At 63.9% G+C, this 13190-nt stretch carries 11 protein-coding genes and 1 pseudogene; 9 read left to right on the top strand and 3 right to left on the bottom strand.

Annotated features, from left to right (window positions below; genetic code table 11):
* Positions 1 to 38: 38 nt before the first annotated feature.
* From ISF28_RS27195 to ISF28_RS27180, 4 genes and pseudogenes are all read left to right on the top strand, one after another.
* The gene (locus tag ISF28_RS27195; protein ID WP_229519421.1) at positions 39 to 374 is read left to right on the top strand and encodes an HNH endonuclease; all 336 of its coding nucleotides are present in this window, start codon (positions 39 to 41) and stop codon (positions 372 to 374) included.
* A 452-nt stretch (positions 375 to 826) separates the two neighbouring features.
* A pseudogene (locus ISF28_RS27190) lies at positions 827 to 1313 on the top strand (Hcp family type VI secretion system effector).
* Between the two features lie 12 nt (positions 1314 to 1325).
* Positions 1326 to 1754: a hypothetical protein gene (locus ISF28_RS27185; protein WP_198120317.1), complete on the top strand. Its 429-nt coding sequence runs from the start codon at positions 1326 to 1328 to the stop codon at positions 1752 to 1754.
* A 631-nt stretch (positions 1755 to 2385) separates the two neighbouring features.
* On the top strand, positions 2386 to 3999 hold the full coding sequence (locus ISF28_RS27180; protein ID WP_198120316.1) for a response regulator: 1614 nt from the start codon (positions 2386 to 2388) through the stop codon (positions 3997 to 3999).
* Between the two features lie 2 nt (positions 4000 to 4001).
* Here ISF28_RS27180 and ISF28_RS27175 read toward each other — a convergent pair whose 3' ends face one another.
* Complete coding sequence (locus ISF28_RS27175) at positions 4002 to 4460, bottom strand: response regulator (RefSeq protein WP_198120315.1); 459 nt, start codon at positions 4458 to 4460, stop codon at positions 4002 to 4004.
* 19 nt (positions 4461 to 4479) lie between these two features.
* A complete protein-coding gene (locus tag ISF28_RS27170; RefSeq protein ID WP_198120314.1) occupies positions 4480 to 6738 on the bottom strand; it encodes an ATP-binding protein in 2259 nt (752 codons plus the stop codon).
* A gap of 296 nt (positions 6739 to 7034) precedes the next feature.
* Here ISF28_RS27170 and ISF28_RS27165 point away from each other — a divergent pair, with 296 nt between their 5' ends.
* From ISF28_RS27165 to ISF28_RS27150, 4 genes are all read left to right on the top strand, one after another.
* Positions 7035 to 7397, top strand: coding sequence for a nuclear transport factor 2 family protein (locus ISF28_RS27165; protein ID WP_198120313.1), 363 nt, complete (start codon positions 7035 to 7037; stop codon positions 7395 to 7397).
* A gap of 10 nt (positions 7398 to 7407) precedes the next feature.
* Positions 7408 to 8283: an alpha/beta fold hydrolase gene (locus tag ISF28_RS27160; protein WP_198120312.1), complete on the top strand. Its 876-nt coding sequence runs from the start codon at positions 7408 to 7410 to the stop codon at positions 8281 to 8283.
* Positions 8284 to 8311: 28 nt separating this feature from the next.
* The gene (locus ISF28_RS27155) at positions 8312 to 9190 is read left to right on the top strand and encodes a helix-turn-helix domain-containing protein (RefSeq protein WP_198120311.1); all 879 of its coding nucleotides are present in this window, start codon (positions 8312 to 8314) and stop codon (positions 9188 to 9190) included.
* Between the two features lie 127 nt (positions 9191 to 9317).
* Entirely contained in the window at positions 9318 to 9959 is a 642-nt protein-coding gene (locus tag ISF28_RS27150) for a hypothetical protein (protein WP_198120310.1), read from the top strand.
* Positions 9960 to 10107: 148 nt separating this feature from the next.
* On the opposite strand, the gene ISF28_RS27145 is transcribed toward ISF28_RS27150, so the two are convergent.
* Positions 10108 to 10689 (bottom strand): outer membrane beta-barrel protein, encoded by a 582-nt coding sequence (locus tag ISF28_RS27145; protein WP_198120309.1) that lies wholly within the window; start codon positions 10687 to 10689, stop codon positions 10108 to 10110.
* A gap of 425 nt (positions 10690 to 11114) precedes the next feature.
* On the opposite strand from ISF28_RS27145, the gene ISF28_RS27140 reads away from it, so the two are divergent.
* A complete protein-coding gene (locus ISF28_RS27140) occupies positions 11115 to 13019 on the top strand; it encodes a hybrid sensor histidine kinase/response regulator (protein WP_198120308.1) in 1905 nt (634 codons plus the stop codon).
* Positions 13020 to 13190: the final 171 nt, after the last annotated feature.

Raw genomic sequence — 13190 nt, 5'->3', positions numbered from 1 at the left:
CTCTTTTAAACGGGGACGGGCGCCGCGATATGGGGACCATGGCGCGCCGTTCCTTTCTTCCCGATCTCCCTGATCCGCCCGCGGCGGACAGCCCCTGTCCGCTGTGCGGCCGGCCGCTCGGCACGGTCAACATCGACCGCCACCACCTGATCCCGAAATCGCTGAAGGGTAGGGAGCAATTCCCCATCCACAAGATCTGCCATCGTAAGATCCACGCGACGTTTTCTGAACGCGAATTGCTGCGTGTTTATCACACGTGGGAAGCACTGCGTGGGGATGACGATATGCGCGCGTTCATCGAGTGGGTGACGAAGAAGCCGCCGGGGTTTTATGCGAGGACGTTCGCGTCGAATAAAAAGAAGAGCCGTCATTGAGCGGGGATAAACAGGCTGAATGGCGTCATTCCATACAATCGCGCAGGCAGAGACGATCCGCATTGGTCGGATAACGGAGCTTGAATGATGAAAAAGGCGATGCTTTGTCTGTTGTTGTCGATGCCGTTTCTCTCGTCGCTTGCGACCGAAACGCTCCCCCCGGACGTACGAAATTACGTGGATAAGCGCGAGGGTTGCGACCACATGCGAGGGGAAATACCTGATCCAAGCGACAAACAACGCATGCGGGAGGTGAATCGCGAGATACGGAAGCTGTGCAAAGTTTGACCTGGTCAGCTGGAATTTCGCTGCAGGTGGCTTTTTGCAGCGCGACTAGGTCGAATATTGTTCGGTATCTAACCGTTCTTTCTTGCCTGTTGCGGTCCGCCAATTTGCTCCGGTCTACATAGAGCAAGATTGGGCGCTCCATCACTATCATCAGGAGCACGAACATGATTGATGCATACCTGCAAATTGAGGGCATCAAGGGCGAATCGACCGACGACAAGCATAAGGATTGGCTCGAGGTGTCGCATGTGCTCTGGGGCGTATCAGCCCAGGGCGGCTACCGTTTCGACGGCCGGCGGACATACCAGCGGAAGGGCGGAGCTGCGCAACATCACGTTCCAGAAGTTGGCCGACCTCTCGTCACCGATCCTGCTCCAGACCTGCGCGGCCGGCAAGACGATCCCGAAAGCGGTATTCGAATTCATGCGGGCCGACGGCGACGGCAAGCCCATCCCCTACTTCAAGATTGAGCTGGAGAACGTCATGCTCGCGGAAGTGTTGCCGGACAGCGGCGAGAGCGGCACCATCACTGAACACGTCCAACTGGCCTACTCGAAAATAAAGTGGTCGTACGTCAAGCAGAGCATCCGGGGCGGGGCTCAGGGCAATACCTCCGGCGGCTGGGACCTGGCGGCCAACAAAGTGGCTTGATGAGGGCCGGCCATGTCCGACTTCTACAAATATTTCAAAGAGAACATGGAGGCTCTTGGCCTTCTCCCACCACCCGACAGCCTCTTTGGAACGCAGCAACTGGCGATTGGGACGATAAGCACGATCCTCCGTTGTATCGACCAATTCGGGACGCAAGTGACCGTGATGGAGGTGATCGGCGCGGCCACCAGGTTGGAGCAAATGACCGTGCTGGGCGCCATGGGCGCCGCCGGCTACACAGGAGCATTAATCGGCAGTCTTGCAGTTGCGACAGGCCGAACGCTAAGCGGCGGAACTTCGTTGGCCGATGTTCTCTATGAGGCGTCCAAATGGAAGCTCAACCGGCCATGGGTCACGACTGTTCTACATCGACACCCAGGTATCTATGACCCGAGTGTTCCAGGCCGAAAATACTACAGAACCTACAGGTTCATGAGATGAAAGACGCTCTATTGCTGCTCGTGACGGGTGTCGCATGTTCCTTGGCGGTTTGGACCTTCTGGCACTACCTCGGGAACGATGCGTTTGGCGTGCTAAATACTCTCTTTCTCGTTGCCGCAGTGGTAGATAACTTCCGGCTTCGTCGCCAGTTACGAGCACGATCCAAGTAGTCCGCTTCTCTCCCCATCGTCTTGTTGAATGCCATCTTGCATGGTCTGCACATAGGCAGCAGGGGGGCAATCGGCACGATGGGGACGAGCGAAGGCGACGAGCTATCGGTATGGCCGACGATTTCGCCGTGGCGAAATCGCCCCTGCGCATCGCAAGCGTCCCTCAAGGACGCGGCTATAAAAGCTGGCGCAACTGAAGAAGAAATATGCAAAGAACGCATATGTGATGCGGCGCCTGGCGGAGTTTGATCCCGGCATAGAAGAGGCGTCGCCTCCGGCGGCGTCCGGCCGCGCGGCACGCAAAGCGGGCCACTGAGTGCCAATCGCAGACATCGTCAGGATGTCATCCCCGTGACGCGCGCCCGAATCGAACAACCCCACCGCTGGGCTTGGTGTAAAATCAAACCTTACTTTTTTGCAATTCTGGTTCCGTTTTCAATGCCGCCCGCCTCCGCTTTGCAATGAACCAAGAAGACACCAGCGCCTGCTCGGTTCTCCTGATCGACGACGAACCCTTTGCCGAGGACATCATTTCCCACGGCCTGAAAGGTTGCGCCTCGTTTGCATTGCGATATGCCCGCGACCCCGGCATGGCGGTCGAGCTGGCCAAGGAGCTCGGGGCGACGGTCGTCCTCGTCGACTTGCGCATGCCGGAAATCGACGGGTTCGAGGTCACGCGCCGCCTGCGCGCCGACAAGGACACGGAGCACATTCCCGTCGTCTTGCTGTCGTCCGAAGAAGATCCCGAGATCAAGGCGAAGGCCTTCGCCGTCGGCGCCAACGATTATCTCGTCAAGTGGCCGGATCCGCGCGAGCTCGTCGCGCGCGTGCGCTACCACAGCGATGCGTGCATCGCCCGGCGCCAGCGCGACGCCGCGTTCGTGTCGTTAAGGCTTAGCCAGGAGCAATTGGCGGCCAGTCAGTCGGCGCTGCACCAGGCGCAGAAGATGGAGGCGATCGGCCAGTTGACGGGCGGCGTCGCCCACGACTTCAACAATGTGCTGCAGATCATCGGCGGCAATCTGCAATTGCTCAAGCTGGTGGGCAACCTGAATGATGCCGGCAAGGCGCGCGTCGACATGGCGCTGGCGGGTGTCGAGCGGGGCGCCAAGCTGTCGTCGCACCTCCTCGCCTTTGCGCGCCGCCAGCCGCTGCAGGCGGTCGTGATCAATCCCGGTCACCTGCTGCGCGAGATGGACGACATGATGCGCCGCGTGCTCGGTCCCCGTGCACGCGTCGTGACCGACGTCGCGCCCGGCCTCGGCTGCACCCTCGTCGATCCCAGCCAGCTCAACAACGTGCTGCTGAATCTCGCGATCAATGCGCGCGACGCGATGGTCGGCGGCGGCACGCTGACGATCCGCGCCGCCAATGTCGGGCCCGAGGGTCCGTTGCTGCCGGAAGTGCCGCTCGGGCACTACGTGCTGATCGAAGTGACCGATACCGGCAAGGGCATGCCGCCCGAAGTGCTGGAACGCGCGTTCGAGCCGTTCTTCACGACCAAGCCGACGGGGCAGGGAACGGGCCTGGGGCTGTCGATGGCGTACGGGTTCGTCAAGCAGTCCGGCGGCGAGATCGTGCTGAAGAGCGAGTCGGGCAAGGGCACCAGCGTGCGCATCTACCTGCCGCGCACCGAGGCCGAACCCGTACGCGCGGAGCAGGTGTCCGCGGGGCCTTTGCTGGGCGGGATCGAAACGATCCTCGTCGTCGAGGACGAGGAAGACGTGCGCGCCACGACGTGCGGTATCCTGTCCGCGCTCGGCTACCGGGTGCTGGAGGCGCCGGATGCGGCGAAGGCCGTCGAGATCGTCGAAAGCGGCAAGCACATCGATCTCGTGTTCACGGACGTGATCATGCCGGGGCCGGTGAGCAGCCTGCGGCTGGGCGAGGTGGTGCGGGAGCGGTTGCCGCAGGCGCAGGTCCTGTACACGTCCGGCTATGCCGAGGGCGTGCTGGCGCACGAGGGCAAGCTGGCGGCGTCCGTGAACCTGCTGCAGAAACCGTACCATCCGGATGCGCTCAGCGCGCGCATCCGGCACCTGCTGCGGCGCCGGCACGGCGCGTTGCAGGCGTAGGATTATTTGTTGGGCTTGACGTAGCGCTGCGACCCCGGCGGCGGTTCGTTCAGCACGGCCCAGAAGATGCCCAGGTCCGCGATCGCGCGCACGAATTCCGCGAAATCGACGGGCTTCACCACGTAGGCGTTCACGCCCAGTTCATAGCTGCGGATCAGGTCCTGCTCTTCCTTCGACGACGTCAGCATCACGACCGGCAGGGGCTTGAGGCCGTCCGTGGCGCGGATCACGCGCAGCACTTCGAGGCCATCCACTTTCGGCAGTTTCAGGTCGAGCAGGACGACGGCCGGGTTGCCGGCCGGACGTGAGGCGTATTCGCCGCGGCGGTGCAGATAGTCCAGCGCCTCGGCGCCGTCGCGCACGATGATGACCTGGTTGGCGAGCTGGCTCTTGGACAGTGCGATCAGCGTCAGCTCGAGATCGTTCGGATTGTCTTCGACCAGCAGGATCGGTTTGAGCATGAGTACCTGTCAATGACGTTCAATGTTGGAAATGCTGTTTCGGGAGCGCGAACGAGAACGTGGCGCCTTCGCCCTGCACGGACTGGGCCCAGACGCGGCCGTTGTGGCGCTCGACGATGCGGCGCACGTTCGCCAGGCCGATGCCCGTGCCCTGGAAGTCTTCCATCCGGTGCAGGCGCTGGAATACGCCGAACAGCTTGTGCACGTATTCCATGTTGAAGCCGGCGCCGTTGTCCGCGACGTGGAAGACCGATTCGGCCGGATCGTCTTCGGCAAAGACGCGGATCACGGCCGGATCGCGCTGGCCCGTGAACTTGACGGCGTTCGACAGCAGGTTGAACACGGCCAGGTGGAGGAACGTCGGATCGGCCCAGGTCGTGGGCAGCGGGCCGATGTCCCATTCGATGTTGCGGTCGCGCGTTTCCAGCACCAGCTTGTCGAGGCAGGCCGCCACCAGCTCGTTCATGTCCACGGTCGTGGGGTGCAGCGAGGCGCGGCCCATCTGCGAGAACGACAGCAGGTCGTCGACGAGCTTGCCCGCCAGGCGCGCCGCTTCCTTGATGTTCTGGAGGAAGCGCTGGCGCTGCCGGGCGTCTTCGCTGCCGGCCGATTCGAGCAACAGGTCGGCGAAGCCGACGATGTGGCGCAGCGGCGCGCGCAGGTCGTGCGACACGGAGTACGAGAACGCTTCCAGTTCCTTGTTGGCGCGGCCCAGTTCCTCGGCCAGTTCGGCCATCTGCTCGGCGCGTTCGAGCGCGATGCCCAGCAAGGCGGTGCGGAATTCCAGCGCCATCTCGATCTCGCCGCCGTGCCATGGCTGGCTCGTGCCGAGGATCGTTTCGCGCCACGCCTCGAAGCTCGTGCGCGGCGACAGCTGCGCCGGCGGGGCGCCGGACACGGCGCCCGGCGCAGCGTCCTTGGCATGCGGGTTGCCGGCCCACTCGATCGTGTGCACGTATTCGGGGCGGAACCACAGCAGGTAGTGCTTGTGGATGCGCGAGATCGGTATCGCGAGCAGGCCGCTGGCGTTGCGGGTCAGGTGCCCGGCCGGCGGGTAGTGCGCGGACAGCTTGTCCGTGTGGAACACGTCGCCGTGGTCGTGCAAGGTGAGCCAGTCGACGAGGGCCCGGATGTCGTCCTCGTCCGGCGTGTCGCCGTAGGTCAGGACGCGGTCGTCGACCATGATCGCCACGCCCGATGCGCGCGCGAAGCGCAGCATGTCGGGGAACACGTTGGCCAGGTTTTCGAAGAAGTCGCTGCCCTGCGTGAGGCCGGCCAGCATCGACACCATCGTGCGCCGCACTTCGAGGCGGAATTGCAGGTCGGCCGCGTCCTCGCGCGACTCGATGCACAGCGCGAGGATCTGGCCCAGCTGCTCGCACGCCGTGCGCTTCTCGAACGACACCGGCCGCGGGTCCTCGTCGTGGCACGAGATCAGGCCCCACAGCTTGCCCTTGACCATCAGCGACACCGACATCGAGGCCAGCGTGTTCATGTTGCGCATGTACTGCAGGTGCACGGGCGAGACGCTGCGCAGCGCGGCGAACGACAGGTCGTTGGCCTTGCCCGTGACGGGGTTCAGCGGCGGCACGAGGACGGCCGGCGTGTAGGCGGCGTCCCGGATCAGGCGGATGCGCGACAGCTTGTACAGCTCGCGCGCCTGCACCGGGATGTCGGACGCCGGGAAGTGCTGCCCCAGGTACGAGTGATAGCGTTCGTCGCGCGCTTCCGCCATCACGTGGCCGTGGCCGTCGGCGTCGAAGCGGTACACGAGCACGCGCCCGAAGCCCGTCACCGAGCGCACGTGCTGGCACGCCAGCCGGGCCGGCGATTCGATGCTGCCGGCGTCGTTCACCTTGAGCAGGAAGTCGCCGATGAGCGGATACAGGTGGCGGAAATCGGCCGGTTCCGCGCGGTCGGCCGCTTCGAATTCGACGATCAGGACGCCGTCCCATCGGTGCGCGAGCACGTCGAAGTGGCGCCCGTTGGCCGTCGTGACCGTGCCCACGTACAGCGGGCGCGGCCCCAGTTCGGCCGCGAGCTCGGACGCGAGCCGCTGCGTGGCCGCGTCCCCGATCGCGTGCGCCAGCGGACGGCCGACGGCATCCGGCGCCGCGACGCCCGTCCAGTCGCCCAGGTTGGCGCTGGCCTGCAGCACGGCCAGGTCGGCGGCCAGGGTCAGCAGGAATCCATGCGGCTGGATGCTGCCCGGCGTGCGGATCGGCTCCTTGTCGCAGGTCGACAGGTCGAGGTCGGGGGCGGTGGCGGCCTGGATCATGGAAGGTGGACGGGATCGAAACGTCGGGTTGCAAGTCAGGCATTTTACAATGAAACGCCAAACGTCAATTTTGCGCAGGGCGTGCCTATGCAGTGTGAATGCCGCAAAATTGCAACGATACCTCATCGATCGGGACGCGAATCCGGCGAATATCCGGCGAATTGCGCCGATGAATGATGTGATGGTCGTTCCCGAAATGGGCAATTTGACGCCCGCGTCATTACCTGGGAGGTAATCGCCGCGCCGCGCGGCGGCAGGCACACTGGCTCCATCGTCAACCACCGAAGGAGAGCATCATGAACCAAGCCACCCGCATCGCCGAACGTTACCTGGCCGCCTGGAACGAACGCGAACCGGCCGCCCGCCGCGCGCAAGTCGCGCAAGTGTTCGCCCCGGACGCCAGCTACCTCGACCCGATGATGCGCGGCAGCGGCGTGGACGGCATCGACGGCATGATCGGCGCCGCCCAGCAGCAATTCCCCGGCTGCCGCTTCGCGCTGCACGGCACGCCGTCCGGCCACAACGACGTCGTGCGCTTTTCCTGGTCGCTGGCCGCGGAGGCCGCACCGGAGGCCCCGCTCGCCATCGGCACCGACTTCGCCACGATCGACGCCGACGGACGCCTCGTGCGCGTCACCGGCTTCCTGGACGCCGCCTGAGGAGACGACCATGACCGCCATCAACACCACCAACACCACCAACACCATCCGCCATACCCGGGCCTATACGAGCGCGCCGAACACCATCGTCGCCGGCGACGTCAACCTGTACTACCGCGACTGGGGCAAAGGCCGCCCCGTGCTGTTCGTGTCCGGCTGGTCGATGAGCTCGGATTCCTGGGGCTACCAGATGATGGCCCTGGTGCGCCAGGGGCTGCGCTGCATCGCCTTCGACCGGCGCGGCCACGGCCGCTCGTCCGACCCGGGCGGCGGCTACGACCTCGACACGCTGGCCGACGACATCGCGGCCGTCGTCGAGGCCCTCGACCTGCGCGACGTCGTGCTGGTCGGCCACTCGATGGGCTGCAACGAGATCGTGCGCTACCTGTCGCGCCACGGCAGCGCTCGCGTGCGGCGGGTGGCGCTGCTCGGGCCGATGACGCCGGGCATCGCGCTCTCCCCATCGAATCCGAACGGGGTCGACCCGGCGCTGCTGGCGCAGTTCCGCAACAGCGAGCTGCTGCACGACTTCCCGCGCTGGATCGAGGACAACGTGGAGCCGTTCGTCCCCGGCGCCGGCCCGCGCATGCGCGACTGGCTCGCGCAGATGGCCCTGCAATGCTCGCTGCAGGCCCTGCACGACTGCCACGTCGTCGTGCAGGAATCCGACATGGAGGCGGAAGTGCGGGCCGTCGACGTGCCCGTGCTGCTGATCGCCGGCGCCCTCGACGTCTCGGCGCCACTCGACCTGACGGCGCGCCGCACGGCCGCGCTCGTGCCGGACTGCCGCCTCGTCATCTACGAGGATGCGGCCCACGGCATGTTCCTCACCCACGTGCAGCAGGTCAATGGCGAATTGCTTGAGTTCGTGCGCGCCGGAGACTAAATTGATGCTTTTTCATCAAGGAGGCGTGATGGACGCACAGGTGCAGGCGGTGGACGCGGCGCAGGCGCGCAGCGACGGCTACTTCAGCGACTTCGGCTCGGCGCTGCGCTACTGGCGCACGCGGCGCGGCTACAGCCAGCTCAAGCTGGCCGTGGACGGCGGCGTGTCGCAGCGCCACCTGAGTTTCCTGGAAAGCGGGCGCGCGCAGCCCAGCCGCGACCTGGTCCTCAAGCTCGGCATCGTCCTCGACGTGCCGCTGCGCCAGCGCAACGCGATGCTTCTGGCGGCCGGCTTCGCCCCCGCCTACCAGGAGCGCAACCTGTCCGATCCGGAACTCGGCAGCGTGATGCAGGCGCTCGACTTCATGCTGCGCCAGCAGGCGCCGTTCCCGGCCCTCGTCGTGGACCGGCTGTGGAATCTCGTGTTGTTCAACGAGCCCGCCGCCGGCTTCATGCGGTGGCTGCTCGGCATGCCGTCCGACGCGGCCATCCCGCGCGACGGTTCCATCAACGTGCTGCGCCTGATGCTCGACCCGAACGGGCTGCGGCCGCGCCTCGTCAACTGGCAGGCCGTGTGCGCCGACAGCCTGCTGTGGATCCAGCGCGAAGCCATGGCCGACGGTCCGGGCAGCGAGGCGACGGCCTTGCTGGCCGAATTGTCCACCTTGCCGGGCATGGCGGCGGCGGGGAGCGCGGAGGGGCAGGTGCCGAACCTCGACCGGCGCGCGCTGCCGTTCCTGCCGCTGACCATCGCGCACGAGGGCGTGGAGCTGAATCTGTTCACGACGATCACGACCTTGGGCACGCCGCACGACGTCACCGTGCACGAACTGCGCCTGGAGTCGTTCTTTCCAGCCGATGGCGCGACGGCGGACTGGTTCCGCACACGGTTTGGCGCGGCGAAATAAGCATCCCTGACGATGTCGTTCGACGTACCGCCGGCCCGGTGCGCCTGTGAGTGAGATATGACAGGCTGAGCCTTCTATTTTGATGATTTTTTGTTATTATTAATCATTGAAACGTCTTTTGGCGACCATGGCCTTCGCTACTCACCCTGATCGACGCTCGGGAGATCGACGTACCGATGGCGTCACCGCAAAAATCCTGCGCACCATGTTCGCCATGCGGCGCGGTTTCGGCAAAGCCGCAGCGAAAAATCTACTCTTGCGCAATGGCCTCGATGAGGAGTTGGTCGAGCGTGTGCTGGCCATTCCGGAGGAACGCCGCGCCCAGCGACGTCGTATCGATGAGGCGCCGTCTACGTCCGTGGACCGGCAGCAAACGTCGACTGACGACGACGGGCCCGTCACGCTCGACGCGGCAGGGATGGCGATCCTGCACCGTCTTCGCTTTGAGGCGGACACTGGCATGCACAGGATGACGATCGCCGAGTGTCCCGTTGAATTGCAACGGTTTGCCCTGATTCAGCTGGATGACGACGGCACGCCCGTGATCACTGTGAAAGGCCGGCAAGCGCTCAAGCATTATGCCTGCGTGCATGCGCTCAACAGCATACAGTGCGGCCTGGATGCGCCCATGATGAGCGAGGAGATTCGGATCTGGCTTGAATCGAATATGTTTTTGCAGCGTATCGGCAATGATTACAGGATCACGGAGCTCGGCAATAGTTGGCTCGAATTTAACCGGTCAATTTCGCAGAATCGGGCAATGCGCTAGCGCATGCTTGGATATCGGACTCATCGCGCCAAAACCGTCGATCGCGGGAAAAAGTCGTCGCGGTGGCAGGCAAGTGAAATGGCAGTCAAAACATAAACGTCAGCCGTGTTGGCTGACGTTGTGGTTCCGAAGCGCGGGCGCGGGAGGATCAGAAATAGAAGTTTCCGGACACTCCGACGTGATTGCCTCTCACATCCTGTCCGTACGCTTTCAGGGGTTCGTTCACGTAGCGGACCTTCATGCCGAAGTTCGTGGTCCAGAAATATTCTACTTCGACGACGGCGCTGGTCGAGTTGTCGAATTTGTAGTCACCGGCTCCGGCGGCCCCGCTGCTCGTCAATTTCGCATTGGTCACATAGCGCACGCCACCGCCCACGCGCCATTGGGGACCTGCATGGTAATACCCCATGAGTTCAAACGGAAACCGCTGGAACCTGACGCTGCCGTTGCGCGCATGCGTATCGTCGACGTGGAAATTGGCTGTCGCCTGCAGTGAAAATTCAGGGGCGACGCGGTAGTCCAGGCCGCCGGTGAAATAAACGCCGCTGCCGGCACGGATCGTCTGCGTATCACCGTTCGTGTAGCGGACATGCGCAAGTTTCTCGCCGCCGGCGCTGACGCCGAGGCCGGCCACGAAATGCAGCGGGTTGGATGGTGGCGAGTCGGTTTGCGCCTGAGCGGATCCCAGCGCCGCGATCATAGCTGCTAAAAAAACAATAGTTTTTTTCATGAGATATTTAATGATAACAAAATGGAACTTCTGAAAGGCCGAGGAGAATAACACACGGAAGACTGCGTAAAACTATCGAATTGTTGTGCGCAAACAATTTCATTACCATAAATAATCTTTTACTTCTATTGATCGAACGAACTTTTCGGCGGTGAACGACCGCTTGTGGCCGAACACGGAAGTTCATCTTGTTGCTCTGAAGGCAAGTACGGTTTTTTGATCGACGCACGCAATCGGTGTGGCGGCCTCGCCAATCAAATCCGGCATTTTTTGATGAATATGCGTGGCGGATGCACATTTTTTGACGATGCGGGTGCGAAAATTTGAGAATGTGAAATACGTGACATGCGTCGCGCGCGAGCATTTTTACTGCAGTGTATGATGGGTTCGTTGAACATTTCCTCGGCCCACGATATCCCGCAGTAATGAATGACCTGACCCTCACGCAACCCTGGCCCGACGAGCGGCGCTACCAGTACTTGATCTCCGGGATCAGCGACTACGCCATCTACATGCTCGACCCGAACGGCTACGTCAGCAGCTGGAATGCCGGCGCCAACCGTTTCAAGGGGTATGTCGCGCAGGAGATCCTGGGCGAGCATTTTTCGCGCTTCTACACGCCCGAGGACCGGGAAGCGGGCAAGCCCGCGCGGGCGCTGGCGACCGCCCTGGCGGAGGGCAAGTACGAGTCCGAGGGCTGGCGCGTGCGCAAGGACGGTTCGCGCTTCTGGGCCCACGTCGTCGTCGACCCGATCTACAACGAGGACGGCGTCCTGCTGGGCTTTGCGAAAGTCACGCGCGACGTCACCGAGCGCAAGCGTGCCGAGGACGCGCTGCGCGAAAGCGAACAGCGCTTCCGCCTCTTGGTGAACGGCGTTACCGACTACGCGCTGTTCATGCTGTCGCCGGAAGGCACCGTCACCAACTGGAACCCGGGCGCCGAGCGCATCAAGGGCTATACCCAGGCCGAGATCATCGGCAGCCATTTTTCGCGCTTCTACACGCCGGAAGACCAGGCCGCGGACGTGCCCCGGCACGCGCTGGAGACGGCCGCGGCGGCGGGGCGCTTCGAGTCCGAGGGCTGGCGCGTGCGCAAGGACGGTTCGCGCTTCTGGGCCCATGCCGTGCTCGACGCCGTGCGCGACGACGATGGCGTCCTGCTCGGCTTCGCCAAGATCACGCGCGACCTGACGGAAAAGAAGCGGGCCGACGAGGCGCTGGAAAAAGCCAATATCGCGCTGTACCAGGCGCAGAAGATGGAATCGATCGGCCAGCTCACGGGCGGCGTCGCGCACGACTTCAACAACCTGCTGTCCGTGCTGTCGTCCGGCCTGGAAGTGCTGACCATGCAGCGGGGCGAGGGCGATGCGCGCACCCTGGAATCGATGCGCCGCGCGATCGACCGCGGCGCGCGCCTGACGCAGCAACTGCTCGCGTTCGCCCGCCAGCAGCCGCTGCAGGCGGAAACGCGCAACGTCAACGGCATCATCCGCGGCTTCGAGACCGTGTTGCGCCGCGCCGGCAATCCGTCCATCGACTTCGTGATCGACCTGGACCGCAAGGCCCACAGCGCCGTGATCGACAGCGCCCGGTTCGAGTCGGCGCTGCTGAACCTCGTCGTCAACGCGCGCGACGCGATGCCGGATGGCGGCCGCCTGACGATCGCGACCGGCAACGTCGTCGCGGACGGCCAGCAGCCGGCCGGCCTGGCGCCGGGCGAATACGTGTGCGTGACGGTCGCCGACACGGGCACCGGCATGCCACCCGACGTGGTGGCGCGCGCGTTCGAGCCGTTCTTCACGACCAAGGAAGTGGGCAAGGGGACAGGCCTGGGCCTGTCCCAGGTGTATGGCTTCATCAAGCAGTCCGGGGGCGACGTCGCCATCGACAGCCGGCAGGGAGAAGGCACGACGATCTCGATCTACCTGCCGGCGGCCGTGAACTCCGTCGAGGAGCGGCGCCCCGACCATACGGAGCGCGTGCTGATCGTCGAGGACGAACCGGACCTGATGGACGTGGCCGCGTCGCTGTTCACCAGCATGGGCTACGAGGTCGTCACGGCGGCCAGCGGCCAGGAAGCGATCGACGCGATGGAGCAGGGCGACATCGACATCCTGTTCACGGACGTCGTGATGCCGCAGGGGATGAACGGCATCGAGTTGGCCAGCTTTACGCGCGAGCACTATCCGACCACCAAGATCATGCTGGCGTCCGGCTATCCGCTGCCGGCCCTCAAGCAGCGGCACGGCGTCGACCTCAGCGAGTTCGCGTTCGTCAACAAGCCGTATCGCCTGTCGGACCTGGCGCGCACGTTGCGAACGGCGATGTGATCGTTCACGCAAAGGTGGGCGGAGGCCGCCCACCCTACGGCGAGATCGTAGATACCGTCTCGCCCGTCAAGCATCACATAGCGTAATTTGGGTCGTATGGCCTGCCTGTGTGTACAACGCCAAAACACAGGTGGGCCAGTTTGCGCATGCAGGCGCCAATAACTGCCATCT

The organism is Massilia rhizosphaerae, assembly GCF_016093545.1.
GTDB classification, from domain to species: Bacteria; Pseudomonadota; Gammaproteobacteria; order Burkholderiales; family Burkholderiaceae_D; genus Telluria; species Telluria rhizosphaerae.
Note: the sequence above shows the minus strand (reverse complement) of the source record. Positions and strands in the feature narration are given on the sequence as shown.